Below are 24,972 nucleotides of genomic sequence, written 5' to 3'. Positions count from 1 at the left end.
AATAAATATTTTCATCTTAATCAACTTGCTTTTTAGATCGCTTCAAAATCGGCAGCCAATAACCAAAGCCCCAAAGCATGGTTTGCACAAAGTTCATGGCTAAACCACTTTGTTTTTTAAACTTAGCTTTCATCGAAAAAAACTCAATAAAGTGTACTAAAAGCGCCACACCCGCTAATGTAAAAGCATAAAGTTGATAGTCTGCTGGTAGTGGTGATAGCGATAATAAACCTAATATTGCCAAAACCCATAAACTGGTCAGTAAAGCTTTAAGACTATATATAACGACATTTAACATCTGCATATTCCTCAATTAATTTTTCAAGATCAGCGCTGACACTTTTTCGGCAATCGCCATTGTTGGCGCGTTTGTGTTACCACTGATCAGCGTTGGCATAATTGAAGCGTCAACGACTCGCAGGTTTTTAATACCATGAACTTTTAACTGATGATCAACCACCGCCATATCATCATGGCCCATTTTGCAGGTACCAACAGGGTGATACACTATGCCTAGACGCTCTTTTACCTTAGCAAAAATTTGTTCATCGGTTTCAAAAGCCTTGCCTGGATGCATTTCATTATCATAATGCTCGGCTAATGCTGGCGCGGTTAATATTTTACGCAACTGTCGCATACCATCAATCATCACCGCTTTGTCTTTTCCTGCATGATCAGAAAAAAAGTTAAAATCAATCTCTGGTGCGTCTTGATAATTAGCAGATTTTAGCGATACCGTGCCAGTGCTTTCTGGCCGTAAAACACAAATATGACATGAAAAACCATGCTGTGATAAAAGTTTCAGGTCGCGACCATTATCGTCATATAACAATGGCAACATATGTAATTGAATATCGGGCCTTTGCACCTGCTCACTTGATTTAATAAAGCCACCCGCCTCTAGAATACTATTGGCCAGCTTACCTTTTTTAGCCATAATATATTTCACCGTATCGGGCAGCATTTTCAGTAACCCAGTGACTGACACAGTAAAGCCATCGGTTTTTTTACTTTTGACTAAGATACAGGCATCAACATGTTCTTGTAGGTTTTTACCCACACCTTTAAGTTCATGAACACAATCAATACCCTGCTCGTTAAGTTCATTTTTATCACCAATACCCGAGAGCATTAATAACTGCGGTGAAGCGATAGTTCCACCACTTAAGATCACTTCTTTTTTAGCTGTTATACTGCTACTTTTACCTTTAATAACCACATCAACGCCATAGGCTTGTTGGTCTTTTATCAGTACCTTACTGACTTGTGCATCGGTTAATACAGTCAAATTTTCTCTAGCAAGTACCGGCAATAAATAGGCATGCGCCGCCGAGCAACGCTTACCATCTTTTATGGTGCACTGGTAATAGCCAACGCCTTCTTGATCACTGCCATTAAAATCATCGGTAAATTTAAAGCCCGCTTGTTTGCCCGCCTCAATATAACGTTTACTGATTTCATAAAAAACCGGCCGGTCAGTGACCTGTAAAGGCCCACTATCACCGTGCAATTCACTTGACCCGCGCTGGTTAGTTTCTGACTTTTTAAAGTAAGGTAAAATATCGTCAAATGCCCAACCTTCATTGCCTAAAGCAGCCCAGTGGTCATAGTCTTGTTTTTGACCACGAAGATACAGCATGGCATTGGTAGCAGAACTACCGCCTAAACCTCTACCACGAGGCACAAACAGGGCAGCACCGTGACGAATATCACTTTTAGGCTTAGCATTAAAACTCCAATTGAATTTTTTCAAAAACATAAAGGCTGAAAAAGCGCCTGGGGTATTAACTAACATACTCTTGTTATCACCACCGGCTTCTAATAAACAAACAGTAAATTTACCATTCTCGGTTAAGCGATTGGCTAACACACAACCTGCTGAGCCGCCGCCAACGATAATATAATCAAACTCGTTGGCTGATTTTTTTTGAGTGTTCATCACAAAAACCTCACTTGTTCAAATTGGCTTAATTCGTTTTTATTTTTATATTTATACTTATATATACTTTCACTACGGCGTAACAATATTGAACCAGAATGGAAATTCATCCATCATCATCAATAGTTGACCAAAGACTTTGCCATTGCCATCGAGCTGCATTTTTCCAGATTTGACCAATTGCCCAAATGACTGCTGTTTTAACAGTAAAAGGTTTAAATCTTTTCGGTCGATAGTAACCGTTAAGTCTGCGGCTTTGTCTTGAATATTTTCAATGTTATTTAAATGGGCATTACTTAACTCGACTAGGAATTTTTCATTACGGTCAGGGAAAACAAAATTAATTTTAAATTGATGCGCCAAGGCTTTGTCGGTATTTAACCGCACACCCAGAAAATCAAAAATCAATTCACTACTCATAGCTTTGATGATATCTGGGCCAGCTTTAGTGGCTTTAGCCTGGGTAGGTATGCCGTGGCGCAATTCAAAAGCGGCCGCTAGATAACTATTACGCCAGCCGGCATTCTCAGCTTGGTAACCCAATTGTTCTAAGGTGTCTGCTTGCAGGTTTTTTGCTTGCTTATTTTCTGGCTGAGCAAAAACTAAGTGATTGAGTAACTCAGCTACCCAGCGATATTCGCCTTGATCAAAAGCTTTTTGCGCCTGAGTTAGTACCTTTTCTGCGCCGCCCATCAAGTCAATATATTTAACCGATGATTGCGCCGGACTCAACTTATTAAGCGTTGCCGGGTTAGCGTCATAAAAACCTAAGTATTTATTGATAATACCTCTAACATTATGAGAATAAGAGCCATGGTAACCACGGTTATACCACTGGTGCGCTAACACGTCAGGTACCGCTAATTGGTTGTGTATTTCATTAATGGTGACGCCTTTGTTGGCAAGATTTAGCGTTTTATCATGTAGATAACCATACATATCACGCTGTTTCTCTAACACTTCTATAATGTATTCCTTGCCCCATCTTGGCCAAGAGTGCGAAGCAAACATGATGTCGCTATCCTGAGCAAAACGATAAATAACTTTATTTATAAACTTACTCCACGCTTGTGAGTCGCGTACTTCAGCGCCACGTAGGGTATAAATATTGTGCAGTGTGCCAGTAACATTCTCAGCCAACCAGAGGGTTTTAAACTGGGGGAAATAGGTGTTCATTTCAGCGGGTGATTCTGTCCCTGGGGTGTTTTGCATGACCATTTCAATACCATCAAGAATAATGGTTTCTTCATCGGCTAAAATTTCTCTCGTCGGTGCAATCAAGTCGATGTAGCCGGTAGATAAGCCTTTACCAATAGCGGCGTCAACTTGGCCTTTAGGACCTTTTGCCAGCGCGTTACCATATTGGTAGGTGGCACGACGCGTCATCGCATTGCCGGCTAAGACATTTTCTTTAATCGCGTGTGCCATAAAACCACGCGGGGCAATAATTTCTACGGCACCAGAGTCAACTTGGGCTTGGCTAACCACGCCTTTTATACCACCAAAATGGTCAGCATGTGCATGACTATACACTACGGCTTTTACCGGGAATTGACCTAGTTCTTCGGTCACTAGGGCTAATGCAGCGCTAGAGGTCGCCGCCGTTAATAGGGGGTCAAAAATAATCCAACCGCTATCACCTTTAATAAAAGTAATATTGGCTAAATCGTAGCCTCTGACCTGATAAATGCGATCGGTTACTTGATACAAGCCATAAGCCATATTTAACTTAGCTTGACGGAGTAAACTGGGGTTAACCGTGTCTATATTAGGGTTATTAAGTAAAAATTGATAATTACCGAGTTCCCAAACCACATTACCCGAGGTGTCTTTAATAATGAGTTTTTCAGGCCGTTTGATCAGGCCTTTTTCCGCCAAGGAGAAATCAAGTTTATCGCTAAAAGGTAAGTTTTTCAGTAATTTCGCTTGATGAGCAAGGGTATATTTACTGGCGGGTTTTAGCTCGGTATTAGTATTAGCATGAGCAGCACTCATAGTGACTAATAAAGCACAATATAAAAATACAAAAGTACGTTTTAACATATCATTTCTCTTAAATAAGCGATAAAAAAAGCTGATTAATACGGTTGAAAATAAATTTAACCCTATTAATCAGCTAGATTTTACTTTTCTTTACCTTAATTAACGACCTAAACGTCTAAGCGCTGAAGTTGAAAAGTCTTGTCTACTGACTTTTTCGCCCCAAATCATAAAGGTGGGTTCTTCATTACTTAAACCAGTCACCAAGTAGCGACCAGAATTTAAATCGTGTAAGGTTTCAGCAACCATCCAAGGGGTATCAACATCATAGAATTGGATGTTGTGGGCTTCTGATAATTTCCACAATTCACCACGACCGTCATATTGATCTATAACAGAAGCGCCCCAAGTATCTTCATCAATAAAGAAAGTACGTTTAGCATAAATATGTCTAGCACCTTCTTTTAGTGTCGCCTCAACTTGCCAAACACGGTGTAACTCATATCTTAAATGCTCAGCATTTAGATGACCTGCTTGTATTAAGTCTTCATATTTTGCTGTGGTATCTAGTAAGTTATAAGCATTATATGGAATATAAAGCTCTTTTTTACCAACTAATTTCCAGTCATAACGATCAGGAGCACCATTGTACATATCATAGTTATCAGTCGCTCTTAACCCATCAGTACCTGCGCCTGGGCCGTCATAAGCCACATTAGGTGCACGACGAACACGACGTTGTCCTGCATTGTAGACCCAAGCTTTACGTGCTTCTTTTACTTGATCTATAGTTTCATGAACCAATAGCGCAGTACCTGTTAAGCGTGATGGCGCAGTAATTTGTTGCAAATAATAGAACAATATATTGGCATCTTCTTCAGCATCACGGCCGCCTTTTAAAAACTCAGGCCAAACTAATTGGTCATTCATTTTTACGGGCACAAATGAACCATTTGCTTGTACAGGAATCGTGGTCAAAAAACGTTTAGCCGTACCACCACGATAACGCGTGATGTGATTCCAAATAACTTCTGAGCCATTTTGCGCGATAGGAAAAGGGATAGTGGTATCAAAATTAGCGATACCATTACCCGATTGCACCAATTCAGCTGTGGTCGCATTTTTCTTCACAACATCATAAAGATCATTTGAGTAAGCGGCTGTTCTTCTGGTTTGATAAATAGGCATTGTATAGTCTGCATATTTCTCAAACATAGCGATTTGACCGGCACTTAAATTAGCTTTGTAATCACCAAAATTTGCATTAGTAATTGAAAACAAAACCTTATCTTCTGCAAAAATGTTGGCGGGGCGCCCTGAGTCTGCACTTGCTGTCGTATTTTTACTGGTTAGTCCACCAGTCCATGCCGGAATAGTACCCGAGGCATTAGCCGCCATTTCAGCACCTAATGGCGTTAGCGTTTTACCTAATTGCTCAGCTTGCTCTGCAGTCACTTTGGCGAAGGTATAACTACTAATGAGTGATAGCATGAGTAAACTTGCTGTTGTAATATTTTTTTTCATCATAATTCTCTTATGTTTTTTGCAATATAACTAATATGAAATGCCAAATGACAGCGAAACTAAATCTTTATCTTCTAAATTGCTGTGACTACCACCTGAGTAGTTGTTGTAACCTAGCGTCATAGAGTATTTTTGTTGATATGAAGCTTGTACAGAAACCCCTAAATTTTTGCGACCTTCATGAAATTGCTGACCTGGATCTGGCGAATAGCCACTCACATCGTGCCCCCAAAAAATACTTGGCTCTAATGATATGCCCGCATAAACATCGCTATAAGTAAAGATAGCTTTCATGCGGTAGCCCCAAGCATTATCGCTAACAAAACCATCGGCACGACAATCACCTGATAAAGCACCTGCGGCAACTAAATTGCTACAGTTAAAACCACCACCGGCATCAAAGTCACCTAAACCAAAGACAGAATTACGGCCATAATGTTGCTCAGAGTCTTCAACACCATCAGTTAAAATCACACCAACTTCACCAATAACAGTTATGCGAGAAGCACCTAACCTATTTTCAAAGAATTTAATCGCAGTGACTTGTAGTTGGGTGACATCAAATTCATCCCAACCTTGAACTTCTTGGCCATAGCCAACAGCAGTAACTCTTGGGCTGAAACGTAATACCGGTGATTCAGACAATGCACCATTTAATATTTCAGGACCACTAATTTGAATAGGTGTATCTGGCTTGTAAGAAACCTCACCTGATAAAGCCACACCGGCAACATTGGTGGCAAAACTAGCACCAAAGTATTTTAAGTCTTCAGGAAATTCAATATTATAACCAGGATTTAGTGCCGCTAAAGCGCCGCCTGTTGGGTCGACCATCTTAGGAACAAAAACCGGTGTAGGGCTTCCTGTTGCTAAAGGAACACGGGTACGAACAGCATTAATTAGTGGCACACGAGAGTGAATATTCATGTAGTACAAACCAAACTCAGTATCATTGAGTTCTTCAGCATAATAACGCGCCGCTATACCATATTGACCACCGTCATCTGGTTCAACATCTGCTTGTCGTTCAGCAGCAAAACCTCCGGCTAAACCGGCTTGATCGCCAAAAGGTCCTACCGAAACAAAGTTACAACCAGAGGCGGCAAAATCGGCTCCGGAGAAATAGGTACCACAACCATCAATTTGAGTTTTTTCCCACTCATATTGATAAAAAGCTTCAATGCTTAGTTCACCGGTTAAACCTAAGTTAGCGTAGAGCATACCCACAGGTAAAATACCTTCTTTTAATGTCGCGCCTGGGCGACGTAAGGCGGCGACATCAAAAGGGTTAGATGAGTTCATACCGCCTTGAATAAAGGTGCTTTCACCCCAGCTCACCACTTGACGGCCTAAACGCACGTCCAGAGGAGAGGTACCTATATCAAATGCACCATAAATATAAGCATCAAGTAATGTTACACCTGAGAATTTAGTATTGTCTTCAAAGCCATCATCACTTAATGGGGTATTTGGCGTGTAACCATTGTTGGAATTACCATGAAGCACGTCACTATCTTTAAGCGCATAGTCGTACCAATATTTAACACGAACAAAAGCACCAAAATTACCTTTACTCAACTGCAGATCATGTACACCTTTTATTATTTTTGAATAGGCATCATGCTTGGCATAGTTTAAGTTGCCATCATCTGTAGTAGAGGTAAAACCTGTCCCGCCATTGGTTGCACCAATAAAACGAGGGTCAGCATCACCCAGTCTCCAACTTGCGCCAATGTCTAATTGTGAGTTGATTTGCAGTAGAATGTCATCGTCTTCACCAAAATTAAAGTCTACGGCCTGCGCTGAGGATGTACCCAGTGCCATAGCAACAACCAGAGCTAATGGTTTGATTTTACAGTTATTAGTTAGCATTTTATTCGCCTGTCATTATAGTTGTAATAGGTCAGTTGTAATGTTTTTTATTATAATTGTAATAAGTAATGTAATATTTCTTTCGCATTTACATTACGCCAATGGTTTAATTAATATTTCGCTAAATGCGCCAACCTGTTGTCATTTCGTGCAATAGTCGTAAAATGGAAAAACAATCAAAAATATAGGTAATGCAGTGCAAGATTATTATTCAACATTAACTGGCTGGATGATCCCTATTTCAAGGGCTATGCAAGCAAATAGCATTGACGCTGCAAAAGCGCTAAAAGCATGTGATATCTCTCTCGATGTCATGCAGGATCAAGAGTCTAGTATTGCTGCCGAAAAGTTTGCCCATTTACTTGAATATTGTAATAAAAAATTAGACCGTCATGATTTTTCTGTATTAGTAGCTGAGCAATTTCATCCAGGTATGTTTCATGCGTTAGGTTATGCCATGATGTCTTCAAATACCTTATATGATGCACTGGAGCGTATTGCTCATTACAAACGTGTGGTGTCAAACACTTGTCAATTAGTTAATCATGAACGCAATGAACACTTAGTGTTTGAAATGAACATTTTTACTTATGAATCAACCAATAGACCCGTACTATCACAAGAAACTGTCGAGACTTTTCTAGCGACCATTATCCGCTTCTCTCGTGAGCTTGTTACCTTAGACTTTGCGCCAGTAAAAGTTTGTTTTGCTTACCCTACTCCCCGTTATGACGTGACTTTTTTAAAAGATTATTTTAACTGTGAAGTCGAGTTTGATAGTAGCCAAACAGCGATTATCTTTGATCTCAAGCAAACGAAAGAAAAATTACTCTGTGGTAATCCCTTAATCACTCATAGCCATGAAAAAATGCTTGACGAATTTATGGCTAGAGTTGATAAAAATGATCTAACACATATCATCAAAAACAAAATTTTTGAACTCTTACCACTCGGCGCACCATCACAAACTGAGATAGCTGAATTTCTTGGTATGAGTTTGCGTAATTTGCAACGCAAACTAAGTGATCAAGGCACAAGTTACAAAGAAATATTAGAAAGTACGCGTAAAAAATTAGCGATGAATTACATTACTCAAAAACATTTAAGCTTAAGTGAAATTGGCTATTTAGTGGGTTTTTCTAGTGTCGGTAATTTTAATCGTGCTTTTAAACGCTGGACTTATCAAACCCCTGGTGATTATCGACAAGGCCGTAAACCATAAAAAATTAGCGCTCAGTCTTGCTCAACTTGCACAAACCTGCACAAACCTGCAGTTTGGCTGCCCTGTATATAATGGCTAGAATCAATTTAAAGCTTTGAAGATAATAAATTTAAATTGATGCTAGCGACATCACATAGTGCAAATTCAGCGGCAAAAATCCCATCAAAAATTAACTGTGTTGCAAAGATAATCATTTGGCACGTTTAACACCTCTAAATTAAATTTTTTTCATCAATACTAGTCAGTAGATTTATATAACTTATTAGGACTTTTATGCGCTCATCTTATATTGCTCTTAGCGTGATAAACTTATTTTTTCTCACACAGCTTAATTTAGCTGAAGCGAAAACTAGCTTAGATTTACTTGAGTTACCCGCGAAGCAAAGCGCTTTAGCCAGTAAAAGTGTACTTATGGCCATGACGCCTGATAATAACGCTATTCTAGCGGTAGGTGAACGTGGTCATATTATTAGCGGGAAAAGTCAGTCCGATTGGCAGCAACAACAGTCCCCAGTGAGTGTGTCTATAACCAGCATCAGGGTATTGTCTAACGGCAGCAAAATAGCTGTGGGTCATGATGGTGTCATTCTCAAAAGTGCCCCTGAGAGTAATACCTGGCGTAAAGTATTTACTGGCGCTGAGCTGACTAAGCTTAAAATAGCCCAGGTGAAAGCACAATATAAAGCCCTGCAGTTAGTGATAACGAACACGCAAGATGAAGACGAACTTGAAGAGCTAACCTACCAACTTGAAGACTTAGCCTTTGCCATTGAAGATAACCAATTAGAATTAATCTCTGGCCCCAATAAACCGCTTTTATCTGTCACAAGTACCGCTAACGACACCCTATTTGCTACTGGCGCCTACGGCTCATTTTTGACCAGCAATGACCAGGGAGAAACTTGGTTATTAATCAGTAAGCGCCTTGATAACCCTGATAGCTTTCATCTGAACTCTATAATTACCACCCCTGACGACCAGTTATATATTGTTGGCGAAAATGGCATGGGCTTTCACTCTGACAACCAAGGTGAAACTTGGTCGTCAATGGCTTTACCTTACTCTGGCAGCCTATTTGGCATTATCGCCAATCCGACAAACTCTGCCCAATTGGTGGCTTTTGGCTTACAAGGCAACCTGATGGTATCGCTTGACGGTGGCGCGCATTGGCAACATAAAAAGCTACCTACTAGCGCCAGCTTACTCGGCGGCACCTTCTCTAAACAAGGTAAAGCTTACTTAGTCGGCCACGGGGGCTTAATTGTCGATTTGCTCCCTGAAGACCTCAGCACGCTGGCTATTAATAAACACCCTTCAGGGGCAGCACTTTCAAGTGTTTTAGTGCAAGAAAATTCATTAGTTCTCGCCGGACAATTCGGTATTTTAACCTGGTTACTTAAGCAGTAAGGGCAAACTTATGTCAGAGAATAAACCCGTTCATTCGGCTAGCAAGTTAGAGCAACTTATAGAGAGATTCGTCTTTGGTCATCGCGCGATAGTGATGACCATCATTGCCGTTTGTATCGTTTTACTGACCATTCAAGCGGTTAACGTTAAGCCCGAAGCTAGCTTTACTAAAATGATCCCCGGTGATCATCCTTTTGTAAATAATTTTTTAACCTATCGAAAAGAACTGGCTGATTTAGGTAATGTGGTTCGCATTGTGGTAGAAAATAATCAAGGTGACATTTTCAATGCTGATTTTCAACAAACATTAAAGCAAGTGACTGACGAAGTTTTCTATATTCCAGGCGTAAGTCGTGACGGCCTTAAATCATTGTGGACCCCTAATGTTCGCTGGCAAGAAGTCACCGAAGAAGGTTTTGTCGGTGGCGCCGTAATCCCCGATGGCTATGATGGTTCGGCTGAAATGATAGAACGCGTTAAAGCGAATATCTTTAAGTCAGGACAAATAGGCGTGCTAGTGGCGAATAATTTCCAATCAGCCATTATTTTAGCGCCCTTGCAAGACATTAACCCTGAAACAGGTTTGCCGCTTGATTACCGAGAGCTGTCAAAGATTTTAGAAGAAAAGCTACGTGACAAATACAGTAGTGACAATATTACTATTCGTATTGTTGGCTTTGCAAAAGTGGTCGGTGATTTAATCGATGGCGCTTTACAGGTGGTTGCCTTTTTCGTTTTAGCCGTGCTTATTACCTTTGTATTATTATGGTTTTATTCACGCTGTATACGCAGCACAGTGTCGGTATTAGTCTTCTCTATTTTTGCCGTATGTTGTCAACTCGGTATTCTGAATTTACTCGGTTTTGGTATTAACCCTTATTCAATGTTGGTGCCCTTTTTAGTTTTTGCTATTGGTGTTAGCCATGGCGTACAAATTATCAATTCAATTATTCACCATAGCGTCACTGGCGCTAATAAAATTGATGCGGCCAAACTTGCTTTTCGCTCACTCTATATTGCCGGTATTACTGCTTTAGTCAGTGATGCTATCGGTTTTACCACCTTAATGGTGATTGATATTGAAGTGATCCGAGAACTCGCTATAGCAGCCAGTATTGGTGTCGCGATTATTATTGTCACCAACTTAGTTGCACTGCCTATTTTAATGAGTTATATCGGTGTTTCTCCTGCTGGTTTAAAATACGCCCAAAAATCAGCTCATAAAACCGGTATTGTTGAGCTTTTGTTTAAAAACTTTGCTAAACCGCCACTTGCAAAAGTAGCGATAGCCGTTGGCATTATTCTTTTTGCTTTAGGGCTTTATTTCTCACAAGCCATGCAAATTGGTGATTTAGACGCCGGTGCACCCGAGCTAAGACCTGATTCCCGTTATAACTTAGACAATGCTTATATTGTTGAAAATTACAGTACCAGTACCGACCTATTTGTCATTATGGTTAAAACTAACGTTGAGCAATGTGCTCAATATCAAAACCTAGTGTGGGTGGATCAATTTCAATGGCATTTACGCAATGTGGCTGGTGTACAAGCGGTAAAGTCTGTTGCCGATGTTTCAAAGTTTGGTCTGTTTGGCATGAACGAAGGTTCATTAAAATGGTATGGCTTAAATCGCAACCAGTTAATGACCAACGCTTCCTTGTCTAAAACACCACAAGGTTTGATGAACAAAGATTGCTCTATGGTGCCCGTACTGGTCTTTCTTAATGATCATAAAGCACAAACCCTAGACAATGTGGTTAAAGCGGTAGAAGTATTTAAAGCTGAAAACCCAGTTGATGGTGTCGAATTTCTAATGGCTGCAGGTAATGCCGGTATAGAGTCTGCCACTAATATGGTTATTGAAGATGCACAAACTGAAATGCTAGTTTGGGTATATGCCATTGTGATTATTATTTGTTTAATCACCTTTAGAAGTGGTCGCATCGTGATTTGTATTATCACGCCATTAATTTTAACCAGTATCATGAGCCAAGGTTTAATGGGCGTTTTAGGTATTGGCGTAAAAGTTGCCACCTTACCTGTTATTGCCTTAGGTGTGGGTATTGGTGTTGATTACGGTATTTATATTTTCAGTAAAGTTAAAGAAGCACTCGGCCAAGGTAAATCGTTATACATGACTTATCGCTACGCTTTAAACCAAACAGGTAAAGCCGTTGCTTTTACCGGTATAACCTTAGCTATTGGTGTAGCTACTTGGGTGTTTTCACCGATAAAATTCCAAGCCGACATGGGTATATTACTAACTTTCATGTTTATTTTTAATATGTTAGGAGCACTAACACTAATTCCAGCTATTGCATGGTTACTGAAGATAGGCTCTGACAAGGACAAGAAGTAATGACAGAAATAATCACACAAACAGCATTAAATGAGACTTTTTTACAACAAAAAGCATTTTTTGCTCAGCATACTTATCCTAGCTATCAAGAGCGCATTAGTGACTTAATCAAGTTAAAAGCGCTTATTGTTGATAATCAAGACGCTTTTATTGCCACCATGAGCGAAGATTTTGGCCATCGCAGTGCTGATGACTCAAGAATAGGTGATATTCTCACCACCGTTATGGGTATTAACTATGCAATAAAAAAATTAAAAAACTGGATGAAGCCTGAAAAAAGACATATCGGGATTTTATTTCAACCGGCAAAAGGTCAGGTTATTTATCAACCTAAAGGTGTTATCGGTATTATCGCGCCGTGGAATTATCCGGTATTTTTGACCTTAGGGCCATTAACAACAGCATTAGCCGCAGGTAATACTGCGATGATAAAAATGAGTGAATACACAGCTAAAACCAACAGCTTATTAGCCAAGTTAGTGGCGAAGGTTTTCCCGAGTAATCAAGTGGCGATAGTGTGTGGTGAAGCTGACATGGCGGCGGCATTTTCAAGTTTAAGTTTCGATCACTTATTTTTCACTGGCTCTACCGGTGTTGGTAAATTAGTGATGAAAGCTGCCGCTGAAAATCTAGTCCCTGTGACCTTGGAATTAGGCGGTAAATCACCGACCATTATTGATGAAGACATCGATATAAAAACCGCAGTCAGTCGATTGATTTTAGGTAAAACGCTTAATTCTGGCCAAACCTGTGTGGCGCCAGATTATATTTTTTGCCCACAAAGCAAAGTATCAGAGCTAACTCAAGCTTTTCAAAGCGCTTATCAAAGTATGTACCCTAATACACTAGAAAATGACGACTGCACTTGTATCATAAATGATGGACAAAAAGCCCGAATTGATGGTTTATTAACTGATGCTAAAGCGCAAGGGGCAACCATAATACCCTTGACCCCAACGAGCAGTGATAGCGCGTCGAGAAAAATGCCTTTAACACTGCTCACCGATGTTAATGACGACATGAGCGTGATGCAGCAAGAAATTTTTGGCCCCTTGTTACCTATTATTGGCTATAACAATATTGACGAAGCCATTACTTATATCAATAGTAAACCTCGTGCACTGGCCTTGTACATTTGCAGTTTTAACAAGGAATTTCAACAACAGGTGTTATTAAATACGCATGCCGGTGGTGTCTGTATTAATGATGCCGCTTTTCATGTCGCTATTGATGATTTACCTTTTGGTGGTATTGGTGCCTCTGGCATGGGGCAATATCATGGTAGTGAAGGTTTTAAAACTTTCTCGCACGGAAAATCGGTACTTTCACGAGGAAAAATAAGCTTAGGGACATTATTATTTCCCCCATTCGGTAATAAAATTCATCAAATTTTGTTTAAATTATTTATTCGTTAATTAACCTCATGAGTAAATAATTTACTCATGACACTTTTATTAAGTTTTTGATCTTTTTGTGCGCAAAGAAAATAAATCAGCCAGATGTTTATTGTTACAGACTAAACATAAGTACCTGCAGTTATTTAGCAGCAATACTTGAATATTGTGATTGATAGCACCGCTGCCGTGATGTATTTTAACCGCTACGACTGATCAATAACTTAATGAAATTATTATTAATTTACAATTTCATATTACTTTGCTTGTTCTACTCTCTTTGTTTCAAGCACCAACGCATCTAGTTGCTAAAGGAAATAACATGACTAAACCTTGGATTAAAAATTATCCAGAAAACGTGGCTCATGAAGTGGATTTAAATCGTTATGACTCTTTATTGGCTTTATTTCATCAAACAACCGCTAAATATGATCAGCAAACCGCCTATAGTAATTTCGGCGCTGAGCTGACATTCAAACAAGTAGATGTACTATCACGATCCTTTGCGGCTTATCTGCAAAACGAACTCAATATTCTTCCAGGTGAACGTGTCGCCTTGATGTGTCCGAATACCTTATGTTTTCCAGTGGCTATGTGGGGCATTATTCGTGTTGGCGGCGTGCAAGTAAATGTTAATCCTATGTATACACCACGGGAACTTGCGCATCAACTTAATGATGCTCAAGTCGAAACCATCATCATATTTTCACCTTCAACAAAAATGCTTGCTGATGTTATTGAAAAAACTGATATTAAAAATGTTATTACAGTTAACTTAGACGATTTAGTCAATAAAGGTTTACCTTGCGATCCTGTTGATCCGCGTTTGAGCCAAACCATAAGTTTTACTGATGCCTTAACGCAAGGAGAAAGCTTAACCCTGACTGAGCCGACCCTCTGCCAAACTGATTTATTATTTTTGCAATATACCGGTGGTACTACTGGGCTATCTAAGGGCGCTATGCTTAGCCATGGCAATCTAATTGCCAATATTATGCAATACCAAGAGTTTGCTAAAAATAAGATAAATTACGGTAATGACGTTGTTATTACCGCTATTCCTATGTACCACATCTTTGCTTTGATGGCGAATACGCTGAGCTATTTCTATTTTGGCGCTAAAAATGTTTTAGTGACTAATCCTCGTGATATGGCGAGCTTTGTCGAGATATGGAAAAACACGCCCGCCACTGTTTTCACTGGGGTAAACACTTTATTTAATGGTTTATTACACACGCCAGGCTTTGATCAAGTTGATTTTTCATCATTAAAAATTTCTCTGGGCGGCGGCGCAGCAGTACAGCAAGCGGTAGCAGACAAATGGCAACAAGTGACCGGCGTTAGGCTAAACGAAGGTTATGGTTTATCTGAAACTGCACCGGTTGTGTCATTAAATTTTGGCACTACCATTAATGGCAAAGCCGTTTATATACCCGGTATTGGTGTACCCGTGCCCAGCACTGATCTTTCTATTCGAGACGATTATGGCAATGTAGTCGCACAAGGCGAATCCGGCGAGCTATGTGCTAAAGGTCCACAAGTTATGCAAGGTTACTGGAACAATATTGCCGCCACCAATGAATGTATGACTCCTGATGGCTACTTTAAAACCGGCGATGTCGGCATGCTGGACGAGCAAGGCTTCTTCCACATTGTTGATCGTAAAAAAGATATGATTAATGTTTCTGGTTTTAATGTTTATCCTAACGAAATTGAAGCTGAAGTAGCTAGAATGACCGGCATATTAGAATCAGCTTGCATCGGCGTAACTGATGATAAAACCGGCGAAGCCGTTAAACTTTTTATCGTTAAAGCAGATAAAAGTATTACTGAGCAAGATGTTATAAAATTTTGTCGCCAAGGGTTAACTGGCTATAAGGTCCCTAAACATGTGGTTTTTATCGATGAAATCCCTAAATCAAGCGTCGGTAAATTATTACGCAGAGAGCTAAGATAGTATTTAGGGTTGGCTATCGCTGTTATAAGGCAATGAGTGAAAATAATTCAACCGTTGAATGAATTCTTCTCGTTTGCTGTCAACAGATAATAGCCTTAAGATGATCTTGTTTTAGGATCTCCCCCGGTTCAAAGAACGTTTTTTACATAGTTAATTTGTTTCATTTTAAGGACATCAATTGATGTCCTTTTTTTTTCATTATTTTTTATCGACAATATTATTTTGGTGCAAGCACACTATAATGGTGCACTAGGCGGTATTTCAAAGTGCAATTAATAAAATAAATCATATAAAATCAATAGGTTAAATTACGGCTTAAGTTTTGCTATAAAGCATTTGTCTTTATTAAAATATGTTAACTATGCCAATTCAAACACCTATACGTGGCCTACGCTCATTTTGCGTAGCGTCGAAATGCTTAAGCTTTAAGCATGCTGCAGCACAATTATTTTTAACTCCCTCGGCCGTTAGCCATCAAATAAAACAACTTGAAACACAATTAGGTATGGTTTTATTCAATCGTGGCACCAGAACCATTGAACTTACCAGTGCCGGAAAAAAGTTTTACCAATCGATTCAACCTTTAATTAATCAATTAGAATCAACCATAGACGAATTTACGCAAAAGCAACAAAATCAAACTATTGTCATTAGTTTGCCAGAATTTTTTGCCAGCGAATTATTTATCCCTCGTTTATCAGAGTGGTCGCAAAATAACCCAACCATTAACCTACAACTAGAAACGGTTAAGTCTGGCAGCGAACCATCACTGTCTGCAGATTTATCTATTGTGCTTGCTAATGGCAAGCCTAATGCAAAAATAGTTCAAGAGTTATTTCCTATTCGTTATGCTCCTGCTTGTAACAAAAAACTTTATAAAAAGCTAAAAAACACCGGTTTTTCTGCCTTAAAAACCACACCATTACTTTTACATAGATCACGTCCATGGTCTTGGCATCAATGGGCTGATAAAAATAATGTTGACGATTTTGACCCTAAACAAATCATCCAATTTGACAGTATGTATGCTGTAGTTAGAGCGGCACAACAAGGCATGGGTATAGCATTAGTGCCATTGCCAATGAGTAAAGCCTGGTTCAGTGAACAACTGCTGGTAAAGCTATTTGACGAGGAATTAAATACCAATGATAAATATTATCTTATTCAGCATGAAAATATGGATAATAATACAAAGCTGAAGCTCTTTGCTCAATGGGTAAAAGAAACCTTCACCATTTAATCCCCTTACGCTTATAAACGTTAAATGCTGATGTTCGACCTGAAATAAATGGTTCGCTAACAACAGAGTTAAACTACTGACATACAGTTGAATTTTATTCACTTGATAGGTGTATTCTAATCGTTTGTCAGTTATTGGGCTTATCTTTATATTGTTGTTGTATCAATTTGATGCACAACACATATGGGATAACAACATGAACAAAACAATGTTAAAAAACACACTATTCGCCACTTTATTATTAAGTACTACGCATGTAACTTTAGCCAATGAAGCGATATTCCAAGTGGCTGTTGTAAAAGGGACTGTGGGTACTGCCGACATAACTAAAGGTGAAGTAGAATTGGGGATCAAAAAATTAACCGCTAGTGAAAGTAGCAAAGATTTTTATGATCGTAAAATGAATTTGTGTGTTGCTTATTTGCAATCTGCACAGAACAATAAATCAGAGTCAGCCTGTACAGAGGCGATCGACAGCATAGAGTCTATCAAGCGTCAAAGTAGCAAAGTTCGCTATTTAACCTCACTTAATTACAGTAACCGTGGTGTTGCTAGGTATAAACAAAATCAATTAACCGCAGCATTAAAAGACTTTGAATTTGCTGTTACCATTGACGAAAACCCCATTACAGCGGGTAATTTACAAAAAATTAGACGACTGTTACCAGTAACCAAAGTAGAAAAAATAGCGGCGTTATCTGATTAACGCTGATATCTTTCCAACTAGGAGCAGACAAATGATCAATAATATACTTCACACAATTAGCTCAACCATTAGCTTGATGATTGAAATTAAGCATATCTCGATTAGTCAGTGGGATGTTGAGTAAAAAGACGGCATTATTCATTACCAGAATTTATAAGCTTTTAGCTAAGGTAATGAATAATGTCAAAACCAACATAACACCACTCTATAATCGTAAAATAAAATACCGTATTTAAATCATTGAACCAAGATTTCAACTATCTACAATAAATAAGTTTTCATACTATAGAGCAACAAATAAAATCACCTTGTTAGTGATTTATTAACTTAAATATAGTGAGGCTAACAAAGCGCTAGGCATGTATCACTTTTTGTGCATAATGAAGGTCCCTCATGCAATATTGCAAGCCATTCAAAAGATAAAAAAGTCCGTTATATGATAAAAGACATTTCCAACTTGCAGGTCAAATTACAAACCTTACTCACAGCACAACAAGAATTTTATACTCAAGGTAAAGTAGCCGATTACATTCCCGCCTTGGCTGAAGTCAGCCCAGAAAGAATGGCTGTTTGTGTTTCCACTATTGACGGTAAAACTGTTGGCGCTGGCGACTATCAAGAGCCCTTTTCGATTCAAAGTATTTCAAAAGTGTTTGGTTTGGTGATGGCAATGAACCGCATCGGCGATGACTTGTGGCAACGGGTTAATATGGAGCCGTCTGGGCAACCCTTTAACTCAATTATTCAATTAGAGTGGGAAAAAGGTATTCCCCGAAATCCAGTGATAAATGCTGGCGCCTTATTGGTTGCTGATGTGCTCACTAGCCACTTTTCTTCTAGTAAGTTAGCCTTTTTAAGTTTTATGCGCTCGTTAGCTCATGATGACAGTATTTATGTCGACAACCATGTTTACCAATCAGAATTAGCCCATGGTAGCCGAAACGCTGCATTAGGCTATTTAATGAAAAGTTTTGGCAATATAGAATCAGAAATACCTGAGGTATTAAGTCATTACTTTACCCAATGTTCAGTCGCCATGAGTTGTGAACAACTGGCAACTAGCCTGCTATTTTTAGCAAATAAAGGTATCGACCCCGTTTCTAAAGAAGCTATTTGCACGCCAAGAGATGCCCATCGAGTTAACGCGATATTATCCACCAGTGGTATGTATGATCAGTCTGGCGAATTTGCTTTCTCTATTGGCTTACCAGCAAAAAGTGGCGTAGGCGGTGGTGTTATTGCGATAGTGCCTAACTATGGTGTTATTTGTACCTGGAGTCCGCCGTTAAATAGCTTTGGTAACTCAGTGATTGGCACAAATTTAGTGGCGAGTTTAGCCCAAGAGTTAGGCTTGTCTATTTACCATTAACACCATCATCTAATACTCGCTCAAAATAATACTCGCGCAAGATTTTTTCTTCTAAAATATGCTCCGAGTATTGTTTTGATAATAAATCAGCCAGCCTTGTAAGGTAATATAAATAGGCGTCACCATCATAGTTCACTGATAATTGATTCATAAAACCATGTAAGTATTCACTTTGCTCAATAGTGACGGTGGGTTTGTCTCGTAAAACAGCGCGCAATGCAGCCACTGAAAAATGTGGCTCTGTGCTAGGTAAAATCAACCTAGTTGCAATATTGGGTGTTAACTGAGTTAAGTGTCTAATTTGGCTGCTATAAAAACAAATAGCCCCTAAGCTTTGCTTAACCGCGCCTTGCGCGTATAACTGCCAAATAGCACTGCCGCCAACACTAAAACCCACCAACAATTTACTGCCTGATATTGCCAACAGCTTTTGCTCAAGTTTGTTAACGTAACCCTCTAAACTCACGTTTTCAGTAAAGTACTGATAAGCGTCACGCTCACAGGTGAAACATTTCGGTTGTTGTTGATAAGGGCCAACCATATGGTATTTAACGCCATAGAATTTTTCCACACCATAGCCATTTTCAACGCCAAGACCTTGCTCAAGGTTAGCAGTAACTTGCTGACATAAGTGCTTAAACTCATCGGTTAAACCAAAAATATCAGCGACAAAAATTATATTCAACCAAACCCTCCAATAAGTAACCAGGTCGTTAAGTACCACTAACGTTGACAGAGAAAACAAGCAAATAATTGACCTTAATTAGGGGGTAAATTTTACCTACTATTTTAAAATTTGAAAGCTCAAATGGGCTAAGCACTAGAAATAGCCGACACTACCCGTTAGAATCTAAGCTATAGCAATTCTAATTATCAGCAACGAGACGTATTCAGATGGGCAGAGCATACCAAAACCGTAAATTATCAATGGCCAAAACTGCGGGTCAAAAAACTAAAGTTTATTCAAAGTATGGCAAAGAAATTTATGTACTAGCGAAAAATGGTGGTGTAGACCCCGATGGTAACCTGGCTTTACGTCGGACGATTGAAAAAGCAAAAAAAGATCAAGTTCCTACACATGTTATTGAAAAAGCATTAGAAAAAGCGACAGGTGCTGGCGGCGAAGATTATGTAGCATCACGCTACGAAGGCTTTGGCCCAGGCAACTGTATGGTCATTATTGATTGTTTAACCGATAACGGCAATCGCACCATTAAAGATGTGCGTCAATGTTTTACTAAAACTTACTCAAAAGTTGGTTCATCAGGCACTGTTTCACACATGTTTGATCATCAAGCGTTATTTGCTTTTAAAGGTGAAGACGATGAAAGTGTTTTAGAGAACTTAATGATGGCTGACATCGATGTGACTGATGTTGAGCTTGAAGACGGTATTATTACCGTTTACGCACCACATACTGAATTTTTCAAAATCAAAACAGAATTTGCCAACAGCATGCCTGAAATTGAGCTCGAAGTAGAAGAAATTACTTGGGTACCACAAACCTATACTGAAATTTCAGGTGAAGACGACTTAGCTAATTTTGAAAAATTTATCAACATGCTAGAAGACTGTGATGACGTACAAAATATTTATCACAATGCTGAACTCGCTGAAGAATAACTTTCAGGAAAAACTGCTTGATTAAAAGTGTCTTAATCCATTTGACTCCTAAATGACGTTAAGATGCTTTTTTTAATCGCCACTATCTTGCCCTAACAACCTAAGGTGCCACATGATTGATTTTCGCTCTGACACAGTAACTCGCCCCAGTAAAGCAATGCGTACGGCGATGGCAAACGCTGAGGTGGGTGACGATGTTTATGGCGACGACCCTACGGTGAATGACCTTGAGTCTTGGGCAGCAGAGCGACACGGTTTTGCCAGTGCCATGTTTTGTAGTTCAGGTACACAAGCTAACTTATTAGCGCTAATGGCACATTGCCAAAGAGGTGATGAGTACCTTTGTGGACAACAAGCGCATAACTATAAGTTTGAAGGCGGTGGCGCGGCTATTTTAGGCTCAATTCAGCCACAACCGATAGCCAATGAGCAAGACGGCTCTTTATGCTTTAAAAAGCTTGCGGCGGCAATAAAACCTGACGACTCTCACTTTGCTCGTACTACCTTACTCAGTATTGAAAATACCATTAACGGTAAAGTCCTGCCGTTAACTTATATGGTAAAAGCGCGTGAGTTTACTCAGCAAAACAATCTAGCCCTGCATTTAGACGGTGCGCGAGTTTACAATGCGGCTAGCGCATTAAATGTCGATATTACTGAAATTTGCCAACACGTAGACTCAGTGTCTATTTGTTTATCAAAAGGCCTTGGCGCGCCAATAGGTTCGTTATTGCTTGGCTCACAAGCTTTGATAAAAAGTGCCAAGCGCTGGCGAAAAGTGGTGGGTGGCGGCATGCGTCAAGCCGGTATTATCGCTGCAGCAGCCAAAATAGCACTAGAGCAAAATCCAGAAAAATTAGCACAAGATCACATTAATGCGAAATATTTAGCGCATGCCTTAAACCAGTTTGCTGATATTTCAGTCAATCTGGAGCAAGTAGAGACTAATATGGTTTTCGCAAAATTCTCTGAAGCTGTGGATATGGCTAATTTGGTCGACAAGTTAAAGGCAGATAAAATACTCTTATCTGCGGGCAACCCTATGCGACTAGTCACTCATTTAGATATTGATAAAACGGCTATAGATAACTTTATTACAAAATTAAGCAGTGCCTTAAACTAAACATCTACTAGCATTAAAGTAAGCTAATAACTGTTTATGCATTAGCACTGAGTGTGAAGTTAAGTGTGAAGTTATGTGTCAAACGAAGAGTAAAAAAGAGTCATAACTAATACTCACAAAGGTTAACGCGTGGGTTAACCTTTGTGAGTCACTGTTATTTTGCCAGTTTTTCGATCATGGTATTTACTGCGCTCAAATGCTCTGGATTGTTATGACACATGCCTTGAAACACGGCACAAATATCAAGAAAATCGGGCAACTCTGTACGCTGTGCTAACTTCATTAAACGTTTTGTTAACCGTAACGACGCCACAGGTTTAGCCGCTATTTCGTTTGCTAGCTTTTGTACTCTCTCAAGTAGATATTCTGGCTCAACTACATCTAATACCACACCCATTTCTTTCGCCTCTAGCGCATCGATTACACGGCCAGTAAAGGTTAACTCAGCGGCTTTTTGATAACCAATTAAGCGTTGCATAAACCAAGCGCCGCCATCACCTGGAATAATACCTAAGTTAACAAAGGTTTCACCAAATTTAGCTTTTGTTGATGCTATTCTCATATCGCACATATTAGCAATATCAAAACCCGCCCCTATTGCTGGGCCATTAACCGCCGCAATAACCGGTACTTCTAATTTGTGTAAAGCTAATGGTATACGTTGAATACCTTCTCGGTAACGTCTTTCTAGTGCTTGTACATCACCGGAAAAATCTCCTGTGCGCTCAGCCATATCTTTTATATTTCCACCAGAAGAAAACGCAGAGCCGTCACCGGTAATAATCAGCACAGCAATTTCAGGCGTACGATTAATCCATTCAACGGTATTGACAATATCGTCGGCAATGGCAGTACCCGTTAAGGCGTTACGCACATCGTGGCGATTGAATGTTAAGGTAAGCACTTTATTATTTAGCGTTATTTTACTGTCAACTAATGCGGGTAGTGAACTCATTTTTACCTCGATAATTTTATTAATTAACCTTACCTAATGTTAAGGTTAATTAGGGCTTAAGATTTTTCAGCAATTTTCACTTGTTGCCAAAAGGCTTCAAGCTCGTCTAACGAATGTTGTTGAAAACTTTTATCCGCGCGATTAACTTGCGCTTCCACACCACAAAAGCGCCGAGTAAACTTATTATTTGCTTGGCGCAGTAAAGCTTCAGGGTCTTGTTTAGCATGTCGACATAAATTAACTACCGCAAACATTAAATCCCCCAATTCTTCAGCTAAAGCGGTATCGTCTCGATGTAACTCCGCTTTTACCTCTAACACTTCTTCTTCAACTTTAGCAAAAACGTCATCAATATTATGCCAATCAAAGCCGACATGGGCACAGCGTTTTTGAATTTTTGCTGCCTGTGATAACGCCGGCAGGTTTCGTGGAATATCGGCTAAAATACTTAAGTTTTTATCGTCATTTTTTTGCTGACGTTCTTTAACCTTCTCATTTTCCCAGTTAGCTTTGACTTGCGCCTCAGATTCAAAGTCACTACTCGCAAAAACATGGGGATGACGGCGGATCAATTTTTCACAAATAGCACTCAGCACACTGTCAAAATCAAAACGCTTTTCTTCCTCGCCAAGTTGGCTATAAAACACCACTTGAAACAATAAATCGCCTAGCTCTTTTTCCAGCTCAGTAAAGTCTTCTTGCTCAATAGCGTCAGCTACCTCGTAAGCTTCTTCAAGCGTGTGCGGAATAATCGATGCAAAAGTTTGTTTTAAATCCCACGGGCACCCGGTTTCAGGGTTACGTAACTCGGACATGATCCAGCGAAGTTTTTCTATTGATGGTATTTCATTTAACATTTTTAAATTCACTTATTGCTTGTTAGTTTTACTTTATTTCTCATACAGAATTCATTCAACTCTTTTTCAAAATCGACTTGCGAAGCTGGTTCAAAAAACATGGGGATAACCAAAAGTTTTTGGTACTCCATTGGAATTACTTCGTAAAAGGTGTATTCATATGAGTCTGTAATAGACCCATATTTTATATATATTTCCTTAACAATACTGATATCAATAAATTTGTTATTAAGTTTAATCACCTTGTCAGCTAGATTCACTTCTAATGTTCGATACTTAAACCAAAGATAAACCGGACAGATTACGGATAAAGGAATAATGAATGGAGCAGCATAATAGGCGAAAATTTTCTGTAAATAGTGACTTTTATTCACCTGGAAGTCAGGATGTTCAAAAACAAAATAAGATAAGTAAGCTATTATTAACAAAATGAGAAAATAAGCGTACTTAACAATAAAGTAACTTGTGCTTTTTTTGAATTTCATTAAACATCACATCCCTGAATATTAATAACTATACCGTGACAACTTGTATTCTTCTTCAAGGGTATGGGGGATAATAGAGACAAAGGTTTGTTTCAGATCCCAAGGACAGCCCGTTTCAGGGTTACGTAACTCGGACATGATCCAACGAAGTTTTTCTATTGAGGGTTTGTCGTTCAACATTTTTAAATATCCTGCCTATTTATCTTAGCGCTATACAGCACCTACTACTTTGTATAGCTAACCTAGCATCCTAATTCATCATATTAAGCCAATATATTACATTCCTTAATATTAAGATATTGGCGATTCATTATTGTCTGTTTTTCGCACTAAACTTTTAAAGTAAATAAAACATGCAGTAAAAATAAATTTTACAAAAGAAGAATAATTCTGAGAAAGCCTATCATTACTAGTTTGGCTTTTTTGTAAACTGTAATGCCGTTTACAATTGATACAGAAGAAAAAAAGATTGATGCAGAAAAAAAAGCCTAAAAATTTAACAAATGTTGAGTACCTGTCAATTACCTATACCGACTTTAAACCCGGAAAAGTGGATAGAGCTATGGAAATAATCACAAACCATTATTTCCCCGCATCTAAAACAGCGGGAACTCAAGTACCTTATATTATAAGGCTGCAAAGTGGTGAATGGGATATGGCTACAGCATGGACTTTAAAAGAGGGTTATTCATCCATGGAATGGGACATATCTGCTGAAGGAATAAAGTGGATGGAAGCATTCAACAAACAAGCGGGGATAGAAAAATAGAAAAACTTAGCGATGAATTTAATAGTTTAATTCAAAGGAGTAATCACGCAATTGGCTATCATCCGATTAATATTAAATAATGAAACGACTGTAATGTGAAGTCATTTTTTTATAAAAATTTGAAGGGTAATATCAACGAAAAATTCGGCTTACTATAACAAAGGCAACCCTTTCTAGGGTTGCCTAATTCA

General features: G+C 39.1%; 20 protein-coding genes and 1 pseudogene. 11 read left to right on the top strand and 10 right to left on the bottom strand.

Annotation, left to right across the window (positions count from 1 at the left end; translation table 11 throughout):
- Nucleotides 1-16: 16 nt before the first annotated feature.
- The 5 genes from H4J59_RS08885 to H4J59_RS08865 all read right to left on the bottom strand — a co-directional run bounded on the left by H4J59_RS08885 (nucleotide 17) and on the right by H4J59_RS08865 (nucleotide 7,315).
- On the bottom strand, nucleotides 17-298 hold the full coding sequence (locus H4J59_RS08885) for a DUF1145 domain-containing protein (RefSeq protein WP_182238647.1): 282 nt from the start codon (nucleotides 296-298) through the stop codon (nucleotides 17-19).
- Between the two features lie 15 nt (nucleotides 299-313).
- On the bottom strand, nucleotides 314-1,939 hold the full coding sequence (locus H4J59_RS08880) for a GMC family oxidoreductase (protein WP_182238645.1): 1,626 nt from the start codon (nucleotides 1,937-1,939) through the stop codon (nucleotides 314-316).
- 72 nt (nucleotides 1,940-2,011) lie between these two features.
- A complete protein-coding gene (locus tag H4J59_RS08875; RefSeq protein ID WP_182238643.1) occupies nucleotides 2,012-3,982 on the bottom strand; it encodes an alkyl/aryl-sulfatase in 1,971 nt (656 codons plus the stop codon).
- Nucleotides 3,983-4,081: 99 nt separating this feature from the next.
- Nucleotides 4,082-5,443 (bottom strand): DUF1329 domain-containing protein, encoded by a 1,362-nt coding sequence (locus H4J59_RS08870; RefSeq protein WP_182238678.1) that lies wholly within the window; start codon nucleotides 5,441-5,443, stop codon nucleotides 4,082-4,084.
- 30 nt (nucleotides 5,444-5,473) lie between these two features.
- Complete coding sequence (locus H4J59_RS08865) at nucleotides 5,474-7,315, bottom strand: DUF1302 domain-containing protein (RefSeq protein ID WP_182238641.1); 1,842 nt, start codon at nucleotides 7,313-7,315, stop codon at nucleotides 5,474-5,476.
- A 196-nt stretch (nucleotides 7,316-7,511) separates the two neighbouring features.
- Between H4J59_RS08865 and H4J59_RS08860 the strand changes: the two genes are divergently transcribed.
- From H4J59_RS08860 to glsB, 8 genes are all read left to right on the top strand, one after another.
- Nucleotides 7,512-8,537 carry an AraC family transcriptional regulator gene (locus H4J59_RS08860; protein ID WP_182238639.1) on the top strand — a complete coding sequence of 342 codons (1,026 nt, stop codon included), beginning with the start codon at nucleotides 7,512-7,514 and terminating at the stop codon, nucleotides 8,535-8,537.
- 273 nt (nucleotides 8,538-8,810) lie between these two features.
- The gene (locus tag H4J59_RS08855) at nucleotides 8,811-9,944 is read left to right on the top strand and encodes a YCF48-related protein (protein WP_182238637.1); all 1,134 of its coding nucleotides are present in this window, start codon (nucleotides 8,811-8,813) and stop codon (nucleotides 9,942-9,944) included.
- A 10-nt stretch (nucleotides 9,945-9,954) separates the two neighbouring features.
- Nucleotides 9,955-12,303, top strand: coding sequence for an RND family transporter (locus H4J59_RS08850; RefSeq protein ID WP_182238635.1), 2,349 nt, complete (start codon nucleotides 9,955-9,957; stop codon nucleotides 12,301-12,303).
- Nucleotides 12,303-13,718, top strand: a complete 1,416-nt coding sequence (locus H4J59_RS08845) for a coniferyl aldehyde dehydrogenase (RefSeq protein ID WP_182238633.1) — start codon at nucleotides 12,303-12,305, stop codon at nucleotides 13,716-13,718. The genes H4J59_RS08850 and H4J59_RS08845 overlap by 1 nt, the downstream gene beginning before the upstream one ends.
- 301 nt (nucleotides 13,719-14,019) lie before the next feature.
- Nucleotides 14,020-15,654 carry an AMP-binding protein gene (locus H4J59_RS08840; protein WP_182238631.1) on the top strand — a complete coding sequence of 545 codons (1,635 nt, stop codon included), beginning with the start codon at nucleotides 14,020-14,022 and terminating at the stop codon, nucleotides 15,652-15,654.
- Between the two features lie 367 nt (nucleotides 15,655-16,021).
- On the top strand, nucleotides 16,022-16,894 hold the full coding sequence (locus H4J59_RS08835; RefSeq protein WP_182238676.1) for a LysR family transcriptional regulator: 873 nt from the start codon (nucleotides 16,022-16,024) through the stop codon (nucleotides 16,892-16,894).
- Between the two features lie 196 nt (nucleotides 16,895-17,090).
- Nucleotides 17,091-17,600, top strand: coding sequence for a tetratricopeptide repeat protein (locus H4J59_RS08830; protein ID WP_182238629.1), 510 nt, complete (start codon nucleotides 17,091-17,093; stop codon nucleotides 17,598-17,600).
- Between the two features lie 436 nt (nucleotides 17,601-18,036).
- Nucleotides 18,037-18,969, top strand: coding sequence for a glutaminase B (gene glsB / locus H4J59_RS08825; RefSeq protein WP_182238628.1), 933 nt, complete (start codon nucleotides 18,037-18,039; stop codon nucleotides 18,967-18,969).
- Here the strand turns inward: glsB and H4J59_RS08820 are convergent.
- Nucleotides 18,956-19,654: a hypothetical protein gene (locus H4J59_RS08820; protein WP_182238626.1), complete on the bottom strand. Its 699-nt coding sequence runs from the start codon at nucleotides 19,652-19,654 to the stop codon at nucleotides 18,956-18,958. The two genes, glsB and H4J59_RS08820, sit on opposite strands and share 14 nt — an antisense overlap.
- 209 nt (nucleotides 19,655-19,863) lie before the next feature.
- On the opposite strand from H4J59_RS08820, the gene H4J59_RS08815 reads away from it, so the two are divergent.
- Together H4J59_RS08815 and ltaE are read left to right on the top strand one after the other, a co-directional pair.
- The gene (locus H4J59_RS08815) at nucleotides 19,864-20,592 is read left to right on the top strand and encodes a YebC/PmpR family DNA-binding transcriptional regulator (RefSeq protein WP_182238624.1); all 729 of its coding nucleotides are present in this window, start codon (nucleotides 19,864-19,866) and stop codon (nucleotides 20,590-20,592) included.
- Nucleotides 20,593-20,704: 112 nt separating this feature from the next.
- The gene (gene ltaE / locus H4J59_RS08810; RefSeq protein WP_182238622.1) at nucleotides 20,705-21,715 is read left to right on the top strand and encodes a low-specificity L-threonine aldolase; all 1,011 of its coding nucleotides are present in this window, start codon (nucleotides 20,705-20,707) and stop codon (nucleotides 21,713-21,715) included.
- A gap of 154 nt (nucleotides 21,716-21,869) precedes the next feature.
- Here the strand turns inward: ltaE and H4J59_RS08805 are convergent, their stop codons facing one another.
- The 4 genes and pseudogenes from H4J59_RS08805 to mazG (H4J59_RS08790) form a co-directional block, all read right to left on the bottom strand.
- A complete protein-coding gene (locus H4J59_RS08805; RefSeq protein WP_182238620.1) occupies nucleotides 21,870-22,670 on the bottom strand; it encodes an enoyl-CoA hydratase-related protein in 801 nt (266 codons plus the stop codon).
- A gap of 56 nt (nucleotides 22,671-22,726) precedes the next feature.
- Nucleotides 22,727-23,527: a nucleoside triphosphate pyrophosphohydrolase gene (mazG, locus tag H4J59_RS08800; RefSeq protein ID WP_182238618.1), complete on the bottom strand. Its 801-nt coding sequence runs from the start codon at nucleotides 23,525-23,527 to the stop codon at nucleotides 22,727-22,729.
- An 8-nt stretch (nucleotides 23,528-23,535) separates the two neighbouring features.
- The gene (locus tag H4J59_RS08795) at nucleotides 23,536-24,012 is read right to left on the bottom strand and encodes a hypothetical protein (protein WP_182238616.1); all 477 of its coding nucleotides are present in this window, start codon (nucleotides 24,010-24,012) and stop codon (nucleotides 23,536-23,538) included.
- Nucleotides 24,013-24,048: 36 nt separating this feature from the next.
- Nucleotides 24,049-24,192: pseudogene (mazG, locus tag H4J59_RS08790) on the bottom strand (nucleoside triphosphate pyrophosphohydrolase); the annotation flags it as partial.
- 292 nt (nucleotides 24,193-24,484) lie between these two features.
- Here mazG (H4J59_RS08790) and H4J59_RS08785 point away from each other — a divergent pair.
- Nucleotides 24,485-24,781 (top strand): hypothetical protein, encoded by a 297-nt coding sequence (locus H4J59_RS08785; protein ID WP_182238612.1) that lies wholly within the window; start codon nucleotides 24,485-24,487, stop codon nucleotides 24,779-24,781.
- The last annotated feature ends 191 nt before the right edge of the window (nucleotides 24,782-24,972 follow it).

It is taken from the genome of Colwellia sp. MB02u-10 (assembly GCF_014077185.1).
Classification (GTDB): domain Bacteria; phylum Pseudomonadota; class Gammaproteobacteria; order Enterobacterales; family Alteromonadaceae; genus Cognaticolwellia.
This window is presented reverse-complemented; position numbering and strand designations above follow the sequence as displayed.

What these genes read in the sequence shown, in the direction of transcription:
- H4J59_RS08795 (WP_182238616.1), bottom strand. Translation starts at nt 24,012, where the DNA reads ATGAAATTCAAAAAAAGCACAAGTTACTTTATTGTTAAGTACGCTTAT.
- H4J59_RS08850 (WP_182238635.1), top strand. Translation starts at nt 9,955, where the DNA reads ATGTCAGAGAATAAACCCGTTCATTCGGCTAGCAAGTTAGAGCAACTT.
- H4J59_RS08815 (WP_182238624.1), top strand. Translation starts at nt 19,864, where the DNA reads ATGGGCAGAGCATACCAAAACCGTAAATTATCAATGGCCAAAACTGCG.
- H4J59_RS08865 (WP_182238641.1), bottom strand. Translation starts at nt 7,315, where the DNA reads ATGCTAACTAATAACTGTAAAATCAAACCATTAGCTCTGGTTGTTGCT.
- H4J59_RS08785 (WP_182238612.1), top strand. Translation starts at nt 24,485, where the DNA reads ATGCAGAAAAAAAAGCCTAAAAATTTAACAAATGTTGAGTACCTGTCA.
- H4J59_RS08855 (WP_182238637.1), top strand. Translation starts at nt 8,811, where the DNA reads ATGCGCTCATCTTATATTGCTCTTAGCGTGATAAACTTATTTTTTCTC.
- H4J59_RS08870 (WP_182238678.1), bottom strand. Translation starts at nt 5,443, where the DNA reads ATGAAAAAAAATATTACAACAGCAAGTTTACTCATGCTATCACTCATT.
- H4J59_RS08875 (WP_182238643.1), bottom strand. Translation starts at nt 3,982, where the DNA reads ATGTTAAAACGTACTTTTGTATTTTTATATTGTGCTTTATTAGTCACT.
- ltaE (WP_182238622.1), top strand. Translation starts at nt 20,705, where the DNA reads ATGATTGATTTTCGCTCTGACACAGTAACTCGCCCCAGTAAAGCAATG.
- H4J59_RS08805 (WP_182238620.1), bottom strand. Translation starts at nt 22,670, where the DNA reads ATGAGTTCACTACCCGCATTAGTTGACAGTAAAATAACGCTAAATAAT.
- H4J59_RS08830 (WP_182238629.1), top strand. Translation starts at nt 17,091, where the DNA reads ATGAACAAAACAATGTTAAAAAACACACTATTCGCCACTTTATTATTA.
- H4J59_RS08880 (WP_182238645.1), bottom strand. Translation starts at nt 1,939, where the DNA reads ATGAACACTCAAAAAAAATCAGCCAACGAGTTTGATTATATTATCGTT.
- H4J59_RS08885 (WP_182238647.1), bottom strand. Translation starts at nt 298, where the DNA reads ATGTTAAATGTCGTTATATATAGTCTTAAAGCTTTACTGACCAGTTTA.
- H4J59_RS08840 (WP_182238631.1), top strand. Translation starts at nt 14,020, where the DNA reads ATGACTAAACCTTGGATTAAAAATTATCCAGAAAACGTGGCTCATGAA.
- mazG (WP_182238618.1), bottom strand. Translation starts at nt 23,527, where the DNA reads ATGTTAAATGAAATACCATCAATAGAAAAACTTCGCTGGATCATGTCC.
- H4J59_RS08845 (WP_182238633.1), top strand. Translation starts at nt 12,303, where the DNA reads ATGACAGAAATAATCACACAAACAGCATTAAATGAGACTTTTTTACAA.
- glsB (WP_182238628.1), top strand. Translation starts at nt 18,037, where the DNA reads ATGATAAAAGACATTTCCAACTTGCAGGTCAAATTACAAACCTTACTC.